The 18,818-nt window shown below is 61.1% G+C and carries 18 protein-coding genes and 1 pseudogene; 15 read left to right on the forward strand and 4 right to left on the reverse strand.

The window, feature by feature from the left end:
- Positions 1-99 precede the first annotated feature (99 nt).
- Positions 100-1,497 (forward strand): annotated as a pseudogene (locus tag KZH41_RS00120) (phosphomannomutase/phosphoglucomutase); the annotation flags it as partial.
- 19 nt (positions 1,498-1,516) lie between these two features.
- Positions 1,517-2,422, forward strand: coding sequence for an acetylglutamate kinase (argB, locus tag KZH41_RS00125; RefSeq protein ID WP_015886532.1), 906 nt, complete (start codon positions 1,517-1,519; stop codon positions 2,420-2,422).
- 186 nt (positions 2,423-2,608) lie between these two features.
- Here argB and pyrE read toward each other — a convergent pair whose 3' ends face one another.
- Positions 2,609-3,253, reverse strand: coding sequence for an orotate phosphoribosyltransferase (gene pyrE / locus KZH41_RS00130; protein ID WP_063033848.1), 645 nt, complete (start codon positions 3,251-3,253; stop codon positions 2,609-2,611).
- Between the two features lie 82 nt (positions 3,254-3,335).
- Here pyrE and KZH41_RS00135 point away from each other — a divergent pair, with 82 nt between their 5' ends.
- On the forward strand, positions 3,336-4,115 hold the full coding sequence (locus KZH41_RS00135; protein ID WP_003195493.1) for an exodeoxyribonuclease III: 780 nt from the start codon (positions 3,336-3,338) through the stop codon (positions 4,113-4,115).
- Between the two features lie 58 nt (positions 4,116-4,173).
- On the opposite strand, the gene KZH41_RS00140 is transcribed toward KZH41_RS00135, so the two are convergent.
- Positions 4,174-4,542 carry a DUF4870 domain-containing protein gene (locus tag KZH41_RS00140; protein ID WP_094948707.1) on the reverse strand — a complete coding sequence of 123 codons (369 nt, stop codon included), beginning with the start codon at positions 4,540-4,542 and terminating at the stop codon, positions 4,174-4,176.
- Positions 4,543-4,564: 22 nt separating this feature from the next.
- Positions 4,565-5,287 (reverse strand): ribonuclease PH, encoded by a 723-nt coding sequence (rph, locus tag KZH41_RS00145; RefSeq protein WP_094948706.1) that lies wholly within the window; start codon positions 5,285-5,287, stop codon positions 4,565-4,567.
- 217 nt (positions 5,288-5,504) lie between these two features.
- On the opposite strand from rph, the gene KZH41_RS00150 reads away from it, so the two are divergent.
- The 6 genes from KZH41_RS00150 to KZH41_RS00175 all read left to right on the forward strand — a co-directional run bounded on the left by KZH41_RS00150 (position 5,505) and on the right by KZH41_RS00175 (position 10,815).
- Positions 5,505-6,368, forward strand: a complete 864-nt coding sequence (locus KZH41_RS00150; protein ID WP_094948705.1) for a YicC/YloC family endoribonuclease — start codon at positions 5,505-5,507, stop codon at positions 6,366-6,368.
- Positions 6,369-6,378: 10 nt separating this feature from the next.
- Positions 6,379-6,999 (forward strand): guanylate kinase, encoded by a 621-nt coding sequence (gene gmk / locus KZH41_RS00155; protein ID WP_010168203.1) that lies wholly within the window; start codon positions 6,379-6,381, stop codon positions 6,997-6,999.
- 167 nt (positions 7,000-7,166) lie between these two features.
- Entirely contained in the window at positions 7,167-7,430 is a 264-nt protein-coding gene (rpoZ, locus tag KZH41_RS00160) for a DNA-directed RNA polymerase subunit omega (RefSeq protein WP_003176920.1), read from the forward strand.
- 60 nt (positions 7,431-7,490) lie between these two features.
- Positions 7,491-9,596 carry a bifunctional GTP diphosphokinase/guanosine-3',5'-bis pyrophosphate 3'-pyrophosphohydrolase gene (gene spoT, locus KZH41_RS00165; RefSeq protein WP_017735756.1) on the forward strand — a complete coding sequence of 702 codons (2,106 nt, stop codon included), beginning with the start codon at positions 7,491-7,493 and terminating at the stop codon, positions 9,594-9,596.
- Positions 9,597-9,634: 38 nt separating this feature from the next.
- Positions 9,635-10,015 carry a RidA family protein gene (locus KZH41_RS00170; RefSeq protein WP_003176922.1) on the forward strand — a complete coding sequence of 127 codons (381 nt, stop codon included), beginning with the start codon at positions 9,635-9,637 and terminating at the stop codon, positions 10,013-10,015.
- Positions 10,016-10,071: 56 nt separating this feature from the next.
- The gene (locus KZH41_RS00175; protein WP_094948704.1) at positions 10,072-10,815 is read left to right on the forward strand and encodes a hypothetical protein; all 744 of its coding nucleotides are present in this window, start codon (positions 10,072-10,074) and stop codon (positions 10,813-10,815) included.
- Positions 10,816-10,938: 123 nt separating this feature from the next.
- On the opposite strand, the gene KZH41_RS00180 is transcribed toward KZH41_RS00175, so the two are convergent.
- The gene (locus KZH41_RS00180) at positions 10,939-11,790 is read right to left on the reverse strand and encodes an SDR family oxidoreductase (protein WP_094948703.1); all 852 of its coding nucleotides are present in this window, start codon (positions 11,788-11,790) and stop codon (positions 10,939-10,941) included.
- A gap of 188 nt (positions 11,791-11,978) precedes the next feature.
- On the opposite strand from KZH41_RS00180, the gene exbB reads away from it, so the two are divergent.
- From exbB to KZH41_RS00210, 6 genes are all read left to right on the forward strand, one after another.
- A complete protein-coding gene (gene exbB, locus KZH41_RS00185) occupies positions 11,979-12,959 on the forward strand; it encodes a tonB-system energizer ExbB (protein WP_094948702.1) in 981 nt (326 codons plus the stop codon).
- Between the two features lie 6 nt (positions 12,960-12,965).
- Positions 12,966-13,391: a TonB system transport protein ExbD gene (gene exbD / locus KZH41_RS00190; protein ID WP_263274187.1), complete on the forward strand. Its 426-nt coding sequence runs from the start codon at positions 12,966-12,968 to the stop codon at positions 13,389-13,391.
- On the forward strand, positions 13,388-14,137 hold the full coding sequence (locus KZH41_RS00195; protein WP_263274188.1) for an energy transducer TonB: 750 nt from the start codon (positions 13,388-13,390) through the stop codon (positions 14,135-14,137). The genes exbD and KZH41_RS00195 overlap by 4 nt, the downstream gene beginning before the upstream one ends.
- A gap of 142 nt (positions 14,138-14,279) precedes the next feature.
- On the forward strand, positions 14,280-15,200 hold the full coding sequence (locus tag KZH41_RS00200; RefSeq protein ID WP_094948699.1) for a hydrogen peroxide-inducible genes activator: 921 nt from the start codon (positions 14,280-14,282) through the stop codon (positions 15,198-15,200).
- A gap of 8 nt (positions 15,201-15,208) precedes the next feature.
- The gene (gene recG, locus KZH41_RS00205; protein ID WP_263274189.1) at positions 15,209-17,284 is read left to right on the forward strand and encodes an ATP-dependent DNA helicase RecG; all 2,076 of its coding nucleotides are present in this window, start codon (positions 15,209-15,211) and stop codon (positions 17,282-17,284) included.
- A 77-nt stretch (positions 17,285-17,361) separates the two neighbouring features.
- Entirely contained in the window at positions 17,362-18,756 is a 1,395-nt protein-coding gene (locus tag KZH41_RS00210) for an aminoacyl-tRNA deacylase and HDOD domain-containing protein (protein ID WP_242153488.1), read from the forward strand.
- The last annotated feature ends 62 nt before the right edge of the window (positions 18,757-18,818 follow it).

Genomic DNA, 18,818 nt, shown 5'->3' on the forward strand with positions numbered 1-18,818 from the left:
ACTCTCTGCCAAAAAAGTCGTCATACCCTTCAGTTTGAGCCCGCCGGTCAGCCACATTCAGGCCAGCTTTGCCCCCTTCAGATGGAGTTTCACCTCGCGATGAGTACCGCAGCCCGAGTAGCCCCGACATTCCCCGACAGCATCTTTCGCGCCTACGACATTCGTGGCGTGGTGCCCAAGACCCTGACCGCCGAAACCGCTTACTGGATCGGCCGCGCCATCGGCTCCCAGAGCCTGGCCCAGGGCGAGCCTAACGTCTCGGTTGGCCGTGATGGCCGCTTGTCCGGCCCGGAGCTGGTAGAACAACTGATCCAGGGCCTGGCCGACAGCGGCTGCCACGTCAGCGACGTCGGCCTGGTGCCGACGCCTGCGCTGTACTACGCAGCTAACGTACTGGCCGGCAAGTCCGGTGTCATGCTCACCGGCAGCCATAACCCGTCGGACTACAACGGTTTCAAGATCGTCATCGCCGGTGACACCCTCGCCAACGAGCAAATCCAGGCGTTGCACGACCGCCTGAAGACCAACGATCTGACCAGCGGCACCGGCAGTATCACCAAGGTCGACATTCTTCAGCGCTACTCCGACGAAATCACCGGCGACGTCAAACTCGCGCGTCGCCTGAAAGTGGTAGTGGACTGCGGCAATGGCGCGGCCGGCGTGATCGCCCCGCAACTGCTCGAAGCCCTGAACTGCGAAGTGGTCCCGTTGTTCTGCGACGTCGACGGCAACTTCCCTAACCACCACCCGGACCCGGGCAAGCCTGAAAACCTGGTGGACCTGATCGCCAAGGTCAAGGAAACCGGCGCCGATGTAGGCCTGGCCTTCGACGGTGATGGCGACCGAGTCGGCGTGGTGACCAACACCGGCGAGAACGTGTTCGCCGACCGCCTGCTGATGCTGTTTGCCCGCGACGTGGTGGCCCGCAACCCCAACGCCGAAATCATCTTCGACGTGAAATGCACCCGCCGCCTCACCCCGCTGATCAAGGAATACGGCGGTCGCCCACTCATGTGGAAGACTGGCCACTCGTTGATCAAAAAGAAAATGAAGGAAACCGGCGCGCTGTTGGCCGGTGAAATGAGCGGCCACGTGTTCTTCAAAGAGCGCTGGTTCGGGTTTGACGACGGCATTTACAGCGCCGCCCGTCTGCTGGAGATCCTCAGCAAGGAAAAATCTACGGCGCAGGAGCTGTTTCAGACATTTCCGAATGATATTTCTACGCCAGAGATCAATATCCATGTGACCGAGGAGAGCAAATTCAGCATCATTGACGCACTGCACGATGCGCAATGGGGTGAAGGCGCCAACCTGACCACCATTGATGGTGTGCGAGTCGATTACGCCAAAGGCTGGGGCCTGGTTCGCGCGTCCAACACCACACCGGTGCTGGTCCTGCGTTTCGAGGCGGATACCGAGGCTGAGTTGCAGCGCATCAAGGACGTGTTCCACGCCCAGTTGAAACGTGTTGCCCCTGATCTCCAATTACCGTTCTGATTTTTTACCGGAGCCCTGAATGACCCTCGAACGCGAAGCCGCTGCCAATACTGCCAAGGTCCTGTCCGAAGCGTTGCCTTACATTCGACGCTACGTCGGCAAGACGCTGGTGATCAAGTACGGCGGCAATGCCATGGAAAGCGACGAGCTGAAAACCGGCTTTGCCCGCGACATCGTGTTGATGAAAGCCGTCGGGATCAACCCGGTGGTGGTGCACGGTGGTGGCCCGCAAATCGGCGACCTGCTCAAGCGCTTGTCGATCGAGAGTCACTTCATCGATGGCATGCGCGTCACTGACGCGCAGACCATGGACGTGGTGGAGATGGTCCTCGGCGGCCAGGTCAACAAAGACATCGTCAACCTGATCAACCGTCATGGCGGCAGCGCCATCGGCCTGACCGGCAAGGACGCGGAGTTGATCCGCGCAAAAAAACTGACCGTTACCCGTCAGACGCCGGAGATGACCCAGCCGGAAATCATCGACATCGGCCAGGTAGGCGAAGTGATCGGCATCAACACCGACCTGCTGAACCTGCTGGTCAAAGGCGACTTCATCCCGGTGATCGCGCCAATCGGCGTGGGTGCCAATGGTGAGTCTTACAACATCAACGCCGATCTGGTAGCCGGTAAGGTGGCTGAGGCGCTGAAAGCTGAAAAGCTGATGCTGCTGACCAACATCGCCGGCTTGATGGACAAGGAAGGCAAGGTGCTGACCGGCCTGACTACCCAGCAAGTGGACGAGTTGATCGCCGACGGCACCATCTACGGCGGCATGCTGCCGAAGATCCGTTGCGCACTGGAAGCAGTGCAAGGCGGCGTGGGTAGCTCGCTGATTCTGGATGGCCGCGTGCCAAATGCAATCCTGCTGGAAATCTTCACCGATACCGGTGTGGGCACGCTGATCAGCAACCGCAAGCGTCCTTAATCGGCAGAAAACAAAAAGGCCCCGCTCAATCAAATTGAGCGGGGCCTTTTTTGTTTGCACTCGATCCAAATGTGGGGGCGGGCTTGCCTGCGATGCCTGCACCTCGGTAAATCAGTTGTACCAAGGTGATGCTATCGCAGGCAAGCTAGCTCCCACACGGGTCCGCGTGCCGGATGGGTTTCGGTGTCAGACGCCGAACTGCTCGCGGTACGCCTTGACCGCCGGCAAATGCTGCTTGAGCTGCGGATCGTCTTCCAGGAACTGCAGCACCTGGTTCAACGACACAATGCTCACTACCGGAATGCCAAAATCACGCTCCACTTCCTGGATCGCCGACAATTCGCCATTGCCGCGCTCCTGGCGGTTCAGTGCGATCAACACACCGGCAGCCTTGGCACCGTCCTGGGAAGCGATGATCTGCATCACTTCACGGATGGCGGTGCCGGCCGTGATCACGTCGTCGATGATCAGCACGTCGCCTTTGAGTGGAGCCCCGACCAGGCTGCCGCCTTCGCCATGAGCCTTGGCCTCTTTGCGGTTGAAGCACCACGGCAAATCCAGCCCATGATGTTCCGCCAACGCCACGGCAGTCGCGGCCGCCAGAGGGATGCCCTTGTAGGCTGGGCCGAACAGTACGTCGAAGGAAATACCGCTTTCAACGATGGCTGCCGCGTAGAAACGACCCAGCTGAGCCAGGGCCGAACCCGAGTTGAACAAGCCTGCATTGAAGAAGTAAGGGCTGGTGCGCCCGGACTTCAAAGTGAACTCACCGAAGCGTAAAACGCCGCGATCGATGGCAAAACGAATGAAATCGCGTTGATACGCCTGCATGAAAAAAGCCTCAGATACCACGGATTTAGCTAATTAGGTAGACGGCGTGTATCATACACGCACGCGATTTTTGGGGCCATTTATGCGGATCATCAGTGTGAACGTCAATGGTATTCAGGCTGCAGTCGAGCGTGGTTTGCTCAGTTGGCTGCAAGCACAGAATGCCGACGTCATCTGCCTGCAGGACACCCGCGCCTCCGCCTTTGAACTGGACGACCCAGCCTTCCAACTGGATGGCTACTTCCTTTATGCCTGCGATGCCGAAGTGCCCACCCAAGGTGGCGTGGCTTTGTACTCGCGGTTGCAACCCAAGGCGGTCATCAGCGGCCTCGGCTTCGAGACAGCCGACCGCTACGGGCGCTACCTGCAAGCCGATTTCGACAAGGTCAGCATCGCGACCTTGCTGCTCCCTTCGGGGCAGAACGGCGATGAAGACTTGAACCAGAAGTTCAAGCTAATGGACGATTTCGCCCGTTATCTGGATAAACAGCGACGCAAACGTCGCGAGTACATTTACTGTGGCTCGCTGTACGTGGCGCAACAAAAGCTGGATATCAAGAACTGGCGCGACAGCCAGCAATCCCCGGGCTTCCTGGCGCCGGAACGTGCCTGGATGGACGAGATTGTCGGCAACATGGGTTATGTCGATGCCCTGCGCGAAGTCAGCCGCGAAGGCGACCAGTACAGCTGGTGGCCGGATAACGAGCAGGCCGAGATGCTCAACCTCGGCTGGCGCTTTGACTATCAGTTGCTGACACCTGGCCTGCGCCGCTTTGTTCGCAGCGCACGCCTGCCGCGTCAGCCACGATTCTCGCAGCATGCGCCGCTGATCGTGGACTACGACTGGACACTGACCATCTAAGGTCTTTTTCCAGGCACAAAAAAACCGACATCGCTGTCGGTTTTTTTGTGGGTGCTCATTATTTGACCAGCCGCCAGGTAAAGGGATAGCGATAGGCGATCCCCTTGTTGGCCTTGATCGAACCGATGATGGTCAGCACCACGGTCGCAATCGCCAAGGCAGTCATCAGGAAAAAGCCGATAACCGCGAAGGCCAACACGATGCAAACCAGCCAGGCAATGGCTACGGTGATCTGGAAGTTCAAGGCTTCCTTGCCCTGATCATCAATGAACGGGTCCACTTCTTTCTTCATCTGCCACAGGATCAGCGGCCCTACGACACTGCCGAAGGGGAACACAAACCCCAGAAACGCCGCGAGGTGACACAACATTGCTCCCTGACGCACTTCGTAGGAAGGCGTGGGCACGGGAAGTTGACTGTCATTCATGGCGTTTCTCCTTGAGGCCGGCTCAGTCAGCCAGCGCGGCGTTCTGCAGTTCGAAGATTTCGGTCATACCTTTCTGGGCCAGGGCCAGCATGGCATTCAGGTCGGCCGGCTGGAATGGCGCGCCTTCGGCGGTGCCCTGCACTTCGATGAAACCACCGGTGCTGGTCATCACCACGTTCAGGTCGGTCTCGGCGGCCGAGTCTTCCAGGTAGTCCAGGTCCAGCACAGGCTCGCCTTGGTACATGCCAACCGACACGGCGGCGATCATCTGCTTGAGCGGGTCGCCGGCTTTCAGGCCGCCACGCTTCTTGATCACCTTCAGTGCGTCAGCCAGGGCCACCATGGCGCCGGTGATGGAGGCAGTGCGGGTGCCGCCGTCAGCCTGGATAACGTCGCAATCGACGTACAGGGTCACGTCGCCCAGCTTGGACATGTCCAGGGCTGCGCGCAGGGAGCGACCGATCAGACGCTGGATTTCCAGGGTGCGGCCGCCTTGCTTGCCGCGGCTGGCTTCACGCTGGTTACGTTCGCCGGTGGCGCGTGGCAGCATGCCGTACTCGGCGGTCAACCAACCCTGGCCCTGGCCCTTGAGGAAACGCGGCACGCCGTTTTCGACGCTGACGGTGCAGATCACCTTGGTATCGCCAAACTCGACCAGTACAGATCCCTCGGCGTGTTTGGTGTAGTTGCGGGTGATGCGGATCGAGCGGAGCTGATCGGCAGCGCGACCACTTGGACGTTTCATAGGGGATACCTGTACGGAGGACGAAAAACTGCTGAGCATTATAGAGCCGCGAACCGTTTCGGGGCACTTCTAAAAAATCCGGTTACGAATGGCTGGCCTGGCGCCCATTGTTTGGGCGCGTCCGCCTCACTGCGCTACAATCCTGCGCCTTCGCAGCCTGTCGGCTTCAATTTACCCACCAGCCCGTATTTTCGGGACTGCATCGCGAGGTACCTCCATGGTGCACAGCATGACCGCCTTCGCCCGCGTCGAAAAAGCCGGCGTCCAAGGCACCCTGAGCTGGGAACTGCGCTCGGTCAACAGCCGTTACCTGGAGCCGCACCTGCGCCTGCCGGAATCTTTCCGTGACCTCGAAGGTGCGGTACGTGAAGCGCTGCGCCAGGGTATCTCCCGTGGCAAGCTGGAATGCACCCTGCGCTTTACCGAAGAAACCACCGGCAAACCGCTGCAGGTCGACCGCGACCGCGCTGCGCAATTGGTCGCCGCCGCCGAAACCATCGCCAGCCTGATCAAGCAGCCCGCCGCGCTGAACCCGCTGGAAGTGCTGGCCTGGCCCGGCGTACTGGTAGCCGACGCCACCGACCCGCAAGCCCTCAACGCCGAAGCCCTCGCCCTGTTCACCCAGGGTTTGAAGGAGCTCAAGGCCGGCCGCGAACGTGAAGGCGCCGAACTGGCGCGCCTGATCAACGAGCGCCTGACCTCGATTGAAGATGACGTGGTCACCCTACGCGAGCTGGTGCCGCAGATGCTCGCTACCCAGCGCCAGAAGGTCCTGGACCGCTTCACCGACATGAAGGCCGACCTCGACCCGACGCGCCTGGAGCAGGAAATGGTCCTGCTGGCGCAGAAGAGTGACGTGGCCGAAGAGCTCGACCGCCTGAGCACCCACATCCTCGAAGTGCGCCGCGTGCTCAAGTCCGCCGGTGCCGCCGGTCGGCGCCTGGACTTCCTGATGCAGGAACTCAACCGCGAAGCCAATACACTGGGCTCCAAGGCGTTTGATCCGCGCAGCACGACAGCTGCGGTCAACCTCAAAGTGTTGATCGAGCAGATGCGCGAACAAGTACAGAATATTGAGTAAGGCAACTTCCATGACCCACAGCACCGGCACCCTTTACATCATTTCCGCCCCTTCGGGCGCGGGCAAGAGCAGCCTGGTCAAGGCCCTGACCGACGCTGACGAGCAGATCCGCATCTCGGTCTCACACACCACCCGCGCCATGCGCCCGGGTGAGGTGAACGGCGTGCACTATCACTTCGTCGAGCGTACCGAGTTCGTGAAGATGATCGAGCACGGCGACTTCCTCGAGCGCGCCGAAGTCTTCGGCAACCTCTACGGCACTTCGCAAAGCCATCTGCAGCAGACCCTGGACGAAGGCCACGACCTGATCCTGGAAATCGACTGGCAGGGCGCCGAGCAAGTGCGTCAGCTGATGCCCAAAGCCCGCTCGATCTTCATCCTGCCGCCGTCGCTCGAAGCCTTGCACCAGCGCCTGACCAACCGTGGCCAGGACAGCGACGAGATCATCGAAGGCCGCATGCGTGAAGCCGTCAGCGAAATGAGCCACTACGTCGACTACGACTACCTGATCATCAATGACGATTTTGCCCACGCTTTGGACGATTTGAAGGCGATTTTCCGCACCAATCAGCTCCAGCAAAAGCGCCAACAGCAGCGTTTCGGCAAATTACTCGCCGAACTGCTCGGCTGATTGGCTCTTCCCAAAACCGCTGCAAGGGCTTTACATTGGCACTTGTAGCGGTTTTTCGAGGGCACGGGAAAAATCAGCGCTTCCCTAAACGCTGGTGATTTTTTAAACTGTTTAGTCCGCTCGCCCAACCGGGCAGCGCGCATCTTGCATTCGCTCCGAGGAATACCATGGCCCGCGTAACCGTTGAAGACTGCCTAGAACACGTGGATAACCGCTTTGAGCTGGTCATGCTCTCTACCAAGCGTGCCCGTCAACTGGCCACTGGCGGCAAAGAGCCACTGGTCCAGTGGGAAAACGACAAGCCTACCGTTGTAGCCCTGCGTGAAATCGCTGAAGGCCTGATGAGCTACGAGTTCATCGCCAACGCCGAGATCGTTGAAGACGAACCGCTGTTTGCAGCGTTCGAGGACGAGTCCAACGAGGCCGTCTAAGCCTATGCCTGGTCGACGTAGCACGGCGCGGGGTCACAGCCAACGGCAGGAGTTAATCCTTTGCCGAGCATAGACGCCCTCGCCGATCGCTTATCGACCTACCTCGGCCCAGACCAGGTCAACCTGGTCCGCCGAGCGTATTTCTACGCCGAACAAGCCCACGACGGCCAACGCCGGCGCAGTGGCGAGGCGTATGTCACGCATCCTCTTGCGGTGGCAAATATTCTTGCCGACATGCACATGGACCATCAGAGTTTGATGGCCGCGATGCTGCATGACGTGATCGAAGACACCGGCATCGCCAAGGAAGCGCTCAGCGCGCAGTTTGGCGAAACCGTGGCCGAACTGGTCGACGGGGTCAGCAAACTGACCCAGATGAACTTCGAGACCAAGGCCGAAGCCCAGGCGGAAAACTTCCAGAAGATGGCCATGGCCATGGCCCGAGACATTCGGGTGATCCTGGTCAAGCTGGCCGACCGGCTGCACAACATGCGCACGCTGGAAGTGCTGTCCGGCGAAAAACGCCGGCGCATCGCCAAGGAAACCCTGGAAATCTACGCGCCCATCGCCAACCGGCTGGGCATGCATGCCATTCGTATCGAATTCGAAGACCTCGGCTTTAAAGCCATGCACCCGATGCGCTCGGCGCGCATCTACCAGGCGGTCAAACGCGCCCGGGGCAACCGCAAGGAAATCGTCAACAAGATCGAAGAGTCCCTGAGCCATTGCCTGGCGATCGACGAGATCGAAGGCGAGGTCAGCGGCCGGCAGAAACACATCTACGGCATCTACAAGAAGATGCGCGGCAAGCGCCGGGCCTTCAACGAGATCATGGACGTGTACGCGTTCAGGATCATCGTCGACAAGGTCGATACCTGCTACCGCGTGCTGGGCGCTGTACATAATTTGTACAAACCCCTGCCGGGCCGCTTCAAGGACTACATCGCGATTCCCAAGGCCAACGGCTATCAGTCGCTGCATACCACGCTGTTCGGTATGCATGGGGTGCCAATCGAGATCCAGATCCGCACGCGGGAAATGGAAGAGATGGCCAACAACGGCATCGCTGCCCATTGGCTGTACAAATCCAGCGGCGACGAGCAGCCAAAAGGTACCCATGCCCGCGCCCGCCAGTGGGTCAAAGGCGTGCTGGAAATGCAGCAACGTGCCGGCAACTCCCTGGAATTTATCGAAAGCGTGAAGATCGACCTGTTCCCGGACGAGGTCTACGTGTTCACGCCCAAAGGCCGGATCATGGAGCTGCCCAAAGGCTCCACGGCGGTCGACTTTGCCTACGCCGTGCACACCGACGTCGGCAACAGCTGCATCGCCTGTCGGATCAACCGTCGTCTCGCGCCGCTGTCCGAGCCGCTGCAAAGCGGCTCCACGGTCGAGATCGTCAGTGCACCTGGCGCGCGCCCGAACCCGGCCTGGCTCAACTTCGTGGTTACCGGCAAAGCGCGCACACACATCCGCCATGCCCTGAAGCTGCAACGCCGCTCCGAATCCATCAGCCTCGGCGAACGCCTGCTGAACAAGGTGCTCAACGGCTTCGATAGCGCCCTGGATAAGATCCCGGCCGAGCGTGTGCAAGCGATGCTCCACGAGTATCGCCAGGAAACCATCGAAGACCTGCTGGAAGATATCGGCCTGGGCAACCGCATGGCCTATGTGGTCGCCCGCCGCCTGCTTGGCGAAGGCGAACAGCTGCCAAGCCCCGAAGGCCCGCTGGCAATTCGCGGCACCGAAGGCCTGGTGCTCAGCTACGCCAAATGTTGCACGCCGATCCCGGGCGACCCGATTGTCGGCCACCTGTCCGCAGGCAAAGGCATGGTCGTGCACTTGGACAACTGCCGCAATATCACCGAAATCCGCCACAACCCAGAGAAATGCATCCAGCTCTCCTGGGCCAAGGATGTGACTGGCGAATTCAACGTCGAGCTGCGCGTTGAGCTGGAGCACCAGCGCGGCCTGATCGCCCTGCTGGCCAGCAGCGTCAACGCGGCCGACGGCAATATCGAGAAAATCAGCATGGATGAGCGCGATGGCCGCATCAGCGTAGTCCAACTGGTCGTCAGCGTGCACGACCGCGTGCACCTGGCCCGCGTGATCAAGAAGCTGCGCGCCCTGACCGGGGTGATTCGCATCACCCGCATGCGTGCGTAGCGCTTCAAATAGTCATCATCTCTTACAAGGAGTCACACATGACCAAGACTGTTATCACCAGCGACAAGGCCCCGGCCGCCATCGGCACTTACTCCCAGGCGATTAAGGCGGGCAACACCGTCTACATGTCCGGCCAGATTCCACTGGACCCAAAGACCATGGAACTGGTTGAAGGTTTTGAAGCACAGACCGTACAGGTCTTCGAGAACCTCAAGTCGGTTGCCGAAGCTGCCGGCGGTTCGTTCAAGGACATCGTCAAGCTGAACATCTTCCTCACCGACCTGAGCCACTTCGCCAAGGTCAACGAGATCATGGGCAAGTACTTCGAACAGCCGTACCCAGCCCGCGCCGCCATCGGCGTTGCCGCCCTGCCAAAGGGCGCACAGGTTGAGATGGACGCGATTCTGGTCATCGAGTAAAACACCCGGCGCAGCTTTCACAGGCTGCGCCGACTTCGTTTCAGAAGGATTTCGTAATGCGCAAAGCGCTTGTAGCCTTATCAACGCTCGCCCTGTTGCTCGGCGGCTGCGCCAGCAACCCCGCCGACCTGGATGTGAGCGGCACCTGGATCAACCAGGCCGCCATCAACGCGGCAGCCAAGGGCGGCCCTTTGCGTGAAGCGTTGCAAACCTTTGGCCCGAACCTCGAGTGGGAGGTCAACACCAAGGCTTTGCAGGCGCGCTACTACAACGGTTTTGAAGTCGCCGAAGGCAAGCTGCTGAGTGAGAAGCCCGGCGCCTGGAGCGTCGATTTCTACGGCAGCTCCGCCACTGAACTCAAGCGTAAAGGCAAGCAACTGCTGCAAGTGGCCAACGACAATGAGCCTGAGCAACTGTTTGCCCGCGCCAAAGACCCAGCCCCCGAAGGCGCGCCGCTGGGTGCGAACTTCGAACGCGCACTGTATGCAGCCTACTTGGGCGGCGACTGGAAGATCACCGACGGCACCGGCGACGGCGCCACGGTACAGTTCCAGGCTGACGGCAAGGTCGCCGGCTTGCCAAGTGTCGATCGGTACTCGCTGTGCCTGGCGGGTGACTGCGCCTCCATGAGCGGCGGCTATGACAGCATCTGGCTGCAACTGAACGGTCAGGGCAACCCGTGGATCTTCGCCCGCAAAGGCAAGCAACTGGAGATTTTCCAGGCGGTGAACACCGCGCAAACGGATGAAGTGCCTTCGTTTACGCCGGGGCCACGCCAGTGGTTGCTTGAAAAGAAATAACCGCATGACGCAGATCTGAATGTGGGAGCTGGCTTGCCTGCGATAGTGGTGTATCGGTCACACCGTGTTGGATGTGACACCGTCATCGCAGGCAAGCCAGCTCCCACATTTTTTAACTGCGTTTCAGCCTTTCAATATCGCCGCATACCCTTCGCGATAGGTCGGATACGTCGGTACCCAGCCCAACGCTTTGGCTCGGGCATTGCTGCATTGTTTACTGCCCGCCCGACGCACGCTGGCGTCGTCAGCCCACTCAGTCACGCCCAGGTAGTCGCGCAACCAGCCCACCACCTCCGCCAATGGCGCAGGCGCATCGTCCACGCCGATGTAGACCTTATCCAGCGAACCGCCCTGCTCCACATGCCGCAGCAAAAAGGCCAGCAAGCCCGCTGCGTCATCCGCGTGAATCCGGTTGCCGTATAAAGGTGGATCAACCGCCACGCGATAGCCTTGGCGCACTTGGGTCAACAGCCATTCGCGGCCGGGGCCGTAGATTCCGGTCAACCGCACGATGCTCGCCGGAATGCCGCTGTTGAGGGCCACTTGCTCAGCTTCCAGCATCACCTGGCCGGAATAGCCTTTCGCCTGGGTGTCGGACGTTTCATCGACCCACTCACCATGCTGCTGGCCATACACACTGCTGCTGGACACAAACAGCAAATGTTTGGGTTCCTGACCGTAATCGTTCAACCACTCCAACACATGCTGCAACCCTTGCACGTAAGCCGCGCGATAGCCGGCCTCATCGTGGTCGGTGGCGGCGGCGCAATACACCAGGTAATCCACCCCGCCAATCGGCCAGGTGTCAGGGCAATCCTTTTTGAACAGGTCGCCAGCGATGCCGATCACGCCGTCGGGCAGGCGCGAAATGTCCCGCCGCAACCCGTGAACCTCCCATTCCGAGGCCAGTAATTGGCTAGCCAGCCGACTACCCACATCGCCGCAACCGGCAATTACAACAGAAGGCGCAGACATCATAAAACTCCGTTCTCAAAGGTCTAGATTAGCCTTCGCAGATGACCTGCGGCCAGGAAAAGGACAAATAAAGTAACTGTATTACTTTTGTTAACAAGAATTACTTGCAATAATAACCTCCCATTTGTCCTCGACCCAACAGGGTCTGGCAGGACGATCACTCATTTTTTCTCTTAGGTCCGGCCAGCATGACACGTCATACAAAACCCGCTTCGCCAACCAAGCTTCACAGCCCATCCCGCGCCTGGCGTGCGATTGCTGCGCTGCTGTTCAGCGTAATGCTGGCACCGACCGCCGCATTCGCTGACGCTACCGCCCCAGCCGCTCCGGCTGCTGCCGAGCAGAACGCTGCAACCCCGGCGGCTCCTGCTGCCACACCGGTTGCTACCGACCCGGCTCAGGCTGCTGATCCTGCACCCGCTGACGAATCCGGCGTAGTGCTGGAAGAAGACAACAGCCTGGGCATGGCACACGACCTGTCGCCATGGGGCATGTATCAGAATGCCGACGTGGTGGTGAAAGCCGTGATGATCGGCCTGGCTATCGCCTCGATCATTACCTGGACCATCTGGATCGGCAAAGGCTTCGAGCTGCTGGGCGCCAAACGTCGCCTGCGCACTGAAATCGTCCACCTGAAAAAAGCCACCACCCTCAAGGAAGCCAGCGACACCGCGACCAAGAAGGGCACCCTGGCCAACCTGCTGGTACACGACGCGCTTGAAGAAATGCGTCTGTCGGCCAACACCCGCGAAAAAGAAGGCATCAAGGAACGCGTCAGCTTCCGCCTGGAGCGCCTGGTTGCAGCCTGCGGTCGTAACATGAGCAGCGGCACCGGCGTGCTGGCCACCATCGGTTCCACCGCGCCGTTCGTCGGCCTGTTCGGCACCGTGTGGGGCATCATGAACAGCTTTATCGGCATCGCCAAAACCCAGACCACTAACCTCGCCGTCGTTGCCCCAGGCATCGCCGAAGCCCTGCTGGCAACCGCCCTGGGCCTGGTTGCCGCGATTCCTGCGGTGGTGATCTACAACGTCTTCGCCCGTTCGATTGCCGGCTATAAAGCCCAGGTATCGGACGCGTCGGCAGAAGTCCTGCTGCTGGTCAGCCGCGACCTCGATCACCTGCCTACCGAGCGCAGCTCGCAACCGCACATGGTGAAAGTGGGGTAATCGGCCATGGGCCTGCATTTGAATCAAAGCGACGACGACCTCGTCGAGAACCACGAAATCAACGTCACGCCGTTTATCGACGTGATGCTGGTGCTGCTGATCATCTTCATGGTGGCGGCGCCCCTGGCGACCGTGGACATCAAAGTCGACCTGCCCGCGTCCAGCGCCAAGCCTGCGCCGCGGCCGGAGAAACCGATCTTCCTCAGCGTCAAGGCGGACCAACGCCTGTTCCTGGGCGAAGAAGAAGTCAAAGCTGAAACCCTGGGCCTGGTGCTCGACGCCAAGACCCAAGGCAAGAAAGACACGACTATCTTCTTCCAGGCCGACAAGGGCGTGGACTACGGCGACCTGATGAGCGTGATGGATGCCCTGCGGGCAGCCGGCTACCTCAAGGTCGGCCTGGTCGGACTTGAGACGGCAGCCAAGAAATGATCACGACGCGCCACAAACTGACGCGTTATGGCACCAGCCTCGCCGTCGTGCTGGGCGTGCATGCCGTCGCGATCATCATCGCGCTTCAATGGTCCGCGCCGCATCAGGTGACGTTGCCTCCAGCGGCCATGGTCATCGACCTGGCGCCGATGCCAGCACCGCCGCCGCCAGCGCCGCCAAAGGTGGTCACACCGCCACAGCCGCCCGCGCCGGTGGAAGAGCTGCCTTTGCCGAAAATGGCCGAGGCGCCTAAACCAACGATCCAGGTGCCCAAGCCGGTCAAGCCCAAACCCAAACCGCAGCCGCCCAAGCCTGTGGAGAAGAAGCCCGAGCCGCCCAAGGAAAAACCTTCCGAGGACCCACCGAGCGAAACCCCACCGACCAACGTGCCCGCGGAAAAATCCGCCCAACCCGTGCCCGGCCCATCGCCAGCGCAGGTCGCGGCCAAAGCTTCCTGGGAAGGCACCCTGCTGGCGCACTTGGCGAAGTACAAGAAGTACCCGCCAGGCGCCCAACAGCGGGGCAAGGAAGGCCTGAACCGCCTGCGCTTTGTGGTCGATGCAGAAGGCAACGTGCTGTCCTACGAGCTGGTGGGCCGCTCCGGCAACGCCGACCTGGACCGCGCAACCCTGGACATGATCCGTCGTGCCCAGCCATTGCCCAAGCCACCGGCCGACATGTTGAAAGGCGGCAGCGTCGAAATCGTCGCGCCGTTTGTTTACAACATCGAGAAGCGCCGCCGCTAAAAATGAGAATGGTGAGGGGCAACCCTCACCACCTTCTGCAAAATCTCCCACACTCCCCGCTCAATCCCCACCAAAGTTCTGATAACGTGCGTCTATCGATTGCAGCCGGTATGCTTGGCTCGCAACCTCATGGACGCCCGCTATGACTCTTACAGAATTACGCTACATCGTGACCCTCGCCCAAGAGCAGCACTTCGGCCACGCGGCCGAGCGTTGCCATGTCAGCCAGCCGACGCTGTCGGTGGGTGTGAAAAAGCTTGAAGACGAACTCGGTGTGCTGATTTTCGAGCGCAGCAAGAGCGCCGTGCGCCTCACGCCAGTAGGCGAAGGCATCGTTGCCCAGGCCCAGAAGGTCCTGGAACAAGCCCAAAGCATTCGCGAGCTGGCCCAGGCCGGCAAGAACCAGCTGACCGCACCGTTGAAAGTCGGCGCCATCTACACCGTCGGCCCGTACTTGTTCCCGCACCTGATCCCGCAACTGCACCGCGTCGCGCCGCAGATGCCGCTGTATATCGAAGAAAACTTCACCCACGTACTGCGCGACAAACTGCGCAACGGTGAGTTGGACGCAATCATCATCGCCCTGCCCTTCAACGAGGCAGACGTGCTGACCCTGCCGCTCTACGACGAGCCGTTTTACGTGTTGATGCCGGCTTCCCACCCGTGGACGCAAAAAGACACCATCGACGCCGGCCTGCTCAACGACAAGAGCCTGCTGCTGCTCGGCGAAGGTCACTGCTTCCGTGACCAGGTATTGGAAGCCTGCCCGACCCTGACCAAGGGCAACGACGGCGCCAAACACACCACGGTGGAATCCAGCTCCCTGGAAACCATTCGCCACATGGTCGCGTCCGGCCTGGGTATTTCGATCCTGCCGCTGTCGGCAGTGGACAGCCACCACTACGCCCCCGGCGTGATCGAAGTGCGCCCACTCACGCCCCCGGTGCCGTTCCGTACCGTGGCGATTGCCTGGCGCGCCAGCTTTCCACGCCCGAAAGCCATTGAGATCCTCGGTGACTCGATCCGCCTGTGCTCGGTGGCCAAGCCGCCCGCTGCGAGCTAAGTAAACGTATGACCGAGTTGTCGCAGGTGTCGGTGACCGCACTCAAGGGTGTCGGTGAAGCCATGGCCGAGAAGCTGGCCAAGGTCGGCCTGGAGAACCTCCAGGACGTGCTGTTCCACCTGCCCCTGCGCTATCAGGACCGCACGCGCGTAGTGCCCATCGGCCATCTGCGCCCTGGGCAGGACGCGGTGGTCGAAGGCACCGTCAGTGGCGCCGATGTGGTGATGGGCAAACGCCGCAGTTTGGTGGTGCGCCTGCAAGACGGCACCGGTGGCCTGAGCCTGCGCTTTTACCATTTCAGCAATGCGCAAAAGGAAGGCCTAAAGCGTGGCACCCGCGTGCGTTGCTACGGTGAAGCGCGACCTGGCGCGTCGGGCCTGGAAATCTACCACCCGGAGTACCGCGCCATCACCGGCGACGAGCCGCCGCCGGTGGACACCACGCTCACGCCCATTTACCCACTGACCGAAGGCCTGACCCAGCAGCGCCTGCGCCAGCTGTGCATGCAGACCCTGACGATGCTCGGCCCGAAAAGCCTGCCCGACTGGCTGCCAGTGGAACTGGCCCGCGACTACCAACTGGCGCCCCTGGACGATGCAATCCGCTACCTGCATAACCCACCCGCCGACGCCGATGTCGACGAACTGGCCTTGGGTCATCACTGGGCTCAGCATCGCCTGGCCTTCGAAGAACTGCTGACTCATCAACTGTCTCAGCAGCGCCTGCGCGAAAGCATGCGTTCCCTGTGCGCGCCGGCGATGCCCAAGGCCACGCGCCTGCCAGCGCGATACCTGGCCAACCTGGGCTTTGCGCCGACCGGTGCCCAGCAGCGGGTCGGCAATGAAATCGCCTACGACCTCAGCCAGAAAGAACCGATGCTGCGCCTGATCCAGGGTGACGTGGGCGCCGGCAAAACCGTGGTCGCCGCCCTCGCCGCCTTGCAGGCGCTGGAAGCCGGTTACCAAGTGGCGCTGATGGCGCCTACCGAAATTCTCGCCGAGCAGCACTTCATCACCTTCAAGCGCTGGCTTGAACCGCTGGGCCTGGAAGTGGCGTGGCTGGCCGGCAAGCTCAAGGGCAAGGTCCGTGCAGCAGCGCTGGAACAGATCGCCAATGGCGCACCGATGGTGGTGGGCACCCACGCGCTGTTCCAAGACGAAGTGCAGTTCAAGAACCTCGCGCTGGTGATCATCGACGAACAGCACCGCTTCGGCGTGCAACAGCGCCTGGCCTTGCGCCAGAAAGGTGTGGGTGGGCGCATGAACCCCCACCAGTTGATCATGACCGCCACGCCGATCCCTCGCACCCTGGCCATGAGCGCCTACGCCGACCTCGACACCTCGATCCTCGATGAGCTGCCGCCCGGCCGTACGCCGGTCAACACCGTGCTGGTCACCGACACCCGCCGCGTGGAAGTGATCGAGCGCGTGCGCGGTGCCTGCGCCGAAGGCCGTCAGGCGTACTGGGTGTGCACGCTGATTGAAGAGTCCGAAGAGCTAACCTGCCAAGCTGCCGAAACCACGTTTGAAGACCTCACCAGTGCCTTGGGCGAACTCAAGGTCGGGCTGATCCACGGCCGCATGAAGCCGGCGGAAAAAGCCGCAGTGATGGCCGAATTCAAAGCCGGTAACCTGCAACTGCTGGTCGCCACCACAGTGATCGAAGTGGGCGTGGACGTGCCCAACGCGAGCCTGATGATCATCGAAAACCCCGAGCGTCTGGGCCTCGCGCAACTGCACCAATTGCGCGGCCGCGTCGGCCGGGGCAGCGCCGCCAGCCATTGCGTACTGCTCTACCATCCGCCGCTGTCGCAGATCGGTCGTCAGCGACTGGGCATCATGCGCGAAACCAACGACGGTTTTATCATCGCCGAAAAAGACCTCGAACTGCGCGGCCCTGGCGAAATGCTCGGCACCCGCCAGACCGGCCTGCTGCAATTCAAGGTCGCCGACCTGATGCGTGACGCCGACCTGCTGCCCGCCGTGCGTGATGCGGCGCAGGCGCTGCTTGAGCGCTGGCCGGATCACGTCAGCCCGTTGCTCGATCGTTGGCTACGGCATGGGCAGCAATACGGCCAAGTGTGACGCCTGCCTCACTTATCCGACCAACACATGTAACAAGCTGGTTATACTTCGGTGACTGTACGAAATTGGATCAGGCCATGTCAGAAGTAGCCCTCGCCACAGCCCCACTGACCACCCCGCCGGTCATTCGGGCTCTGCTCGCAAAGCTCGCCATCCCCTACACGGAAGTGACGGAACACGCCGGCCTGAATCCCGCTCGAAAGATCCAGGCAGTGCTGTTGGAAGATGCCGTTGGCGCACTCATGGTGCTGTTCCCGCAGAGCCAGTTGCTCGACCTCAACCGTCTCGCCGAACTCACCGGTCGCCGCCTCACGGCCGTGTCGCCGGACCGCGTCGAGCGCATGCTGGCCAAGCATGACCTGAACCTGCTGCCGGGCCTGCCGGCGCTGACCAGCTCGCCTTGCCTGTACGAAGGCAGCCTGCTCAGCGAGCCGAGCCTGCTGGTGCATTCGGGCGAAGCCGGGTTGCTGCTGGAAATCGCCAGCGGCGACTTCAAGACCATGCTCACCAAGGCCAGCGCCGCGCAGTTCGGCGAGCCGTTGAGCAACATCCGCCCCAACCTCGACCGCCCCAATGATGACCGCGAGGAAATCACCCAAGCGATGCAGGCATTCACTGCCCGCCGCATCCAGCAGCGCCTGGAAGCCACCATCGAGATTCCCCCGCTGGCCGACACAGCGCAGAAGATCATCAAGCTGCGCGTCGATCCCAACGCCACCATCGATGACATCACCGGAGTGGTGGAAACCGACCCGGCCCTGGCCGCCCAAGTGGTGAGCTGGGCTGCGTCGCCGTACTACGCCTCACCGGGCAAGATTCGCTCAGTGGAAGACGCCATCGTGCGCGTGCTGGGCTTTGATCTGGTGATCAACCTGGCGCTGGGCCTGGCCTTAGGTAAAACCCTGAGCCTGCCCAAAGACCACCCGCACCAAGCCACGCCGTATTGGCACCAGTCGATCTACACCGCCGCGGTGATCGAAGGCCTGACCCGCGCCATGCCGCGCGCCCAGCGCCCGGAAGCCGGCCTGACGTACCTGGCCGGCTTGCTGCACAACTTCGGTTACCTGCTGCTGGCCCACGTATTCCCGCCGCACTTCTCGCTGATCTGCCGTCACCTGGAGGTCAACCCGCACCTGTGCCACAGCTATGTCGAGCAACACTTGCTGGGCATCAGCCGCGAGCAGATCGGCGCCTGGCTGATGCGCTACTGGGACATGCCGGACGAACTGTCCACCGCCCTACGCTTCCAGCACGACCCGACCTATGACGGGCAATATGCTGAATATCCGAACCTGGTGTGCTTGTCGGTGCGCTTGCTACGCAGCCGTGGCATTGGCTCGGGGCCGGATGAGCCGATTCCCGATGCGCTGCTGGAGCGTCTGGGGTTGAGCCGTGAGAAGGCTGAGGAAGTGGTCGCCAAGGTGTTGGATGCCGAGGTGCTGTTGCGCGAATTGGCATCGCAGTTCAACTAAGGGTAAATCGGTCGCCTGTTACACCGCTATCGCAGGCCAGCCAGCGCCCACCTTTGACCGAG

This window comes from Pseudomonas sp. YeP6b (assembly GCF_025642995.1).
Lineage (GTDB): Bacteria > Pseudomonadota > Gammaproteobacteria > Pseudomonadales > Pseudomonadaceae > Aquipseudomonas.

Bases quoted from the DNA above. Each gene is read 5' to 3' on its own strand.
- rph (WP_094948706.1), bottom strand. From the start codon at position 5,287: ATGAAACGTCCAAGTGGTCGCGCTGCCGATCAGCTCCGCTCGATCCGC.
- gmk (WP_010168203.1), top strand. From the start codon at position 6,379: ATGACCCACAGCACCGGCACCCTTTACATCATTTCCGCCCCTTCGGGC.
- KZH41_RS00170 (WP_003176922.1), top strand. From the start codon at position 9,635: ATGACCAAGACTGTTATCACCAGCGACAAGGCCCCGGCCGCCATCGGC.
- KZH41_RS00210 (WP_242153488.1), top strand. From the start codon at position 17,362: ATGTCAGAAGTAGCCCTCGCCACAGCCCCACTGACCACCCCGCCGGTC.
- pyrE (WP_063033848.1), bottom strand. From the start codon at position 3,253: ATGCAGGCGTATCAACGCGATTTCATTCGTTTTGCCATCGATCGCGGC.
- rpoZ (WP_003176920.1), top strand. From the start codon at position 7,167: ATGGCCCGCGTAACCGTTGAAGACTGCCTAGAACACGTGGATAACCGC.
- KZH41_RS00180 (WP_094948703.1), bottom strand. From the start codon at position 11,790: ATGTCTGCGCCTTCTGTTGTAATTGCCGGTTGCGGCGATGTGGGTAGT.
- exbB (WP_094948702.1), top strand. From the start codon at position 11,979: ATGACACGTCATACAAAACCCGCTTCGCCAACCAAGCTTCACAGCCCA.
- KZH41_RS00140 (WP_094948707.1), bottom strand. From the start codon at position 4,542: ATGAATGACAGTCAACTTCCCGTGCCCACGCCTTCCTACGAAGTGCGT.
- KZH41_RS00195 (WP_263274188.1), top strand. From the start codon at position 13,388: ATGATCACGACGCGCCACAAACTGACGCGTTATGGCACCAGCCTCGCC.
- exbD (WP_263274187.1), top strand. From the start codon at position 12,966: ATGGGCCTGCATTTGAATCAAAGCGACGACGACCTCGTCGAGAACCAC.
- argB (WP_015886532.1), top strand. From the start codon at position 1,517: ATGACCCTCGAACGCGAAGCCGCTGCCAATACTGCCAAGGTCCTGTCC.
- KZH41_RS00175 (WP_094948704.1), top strand. From the start codon at position 10,072: ATGCGCAAAGCGCTTGTAGCCTTATCAACGCTCGCCCTGTTGCTCGGC.
- recG (WP_263274189.1), top strand. From the start codon at position 15,209: ATGACCGAGTTGTCGCAGGTGTCGGTGACCGCACTCAAGGGTGTCGGT.
- KZH41_RS00150 (WP_094948705.1), top strand. From the start codon at position 5,505: ATGGTGCACAGCATGACCGCCTTCGCCCGCGTCGAAAAAGCCGGCGTC.
- KZH41_RS00200 (WP_094948699.1), top strand. From the start codon at position 14,280: ATGACTCTTACAGAATTACGCTACATCGTGACCCTCGCCCAAGAGCAG.
- KZH41_RS00135 (WP_003195493.1), top strand. From the start codon at position 3,336: ATGCGGATCATCAGTGTGAACGTCAATGGTATTCAGGCTGCAGTCGAG.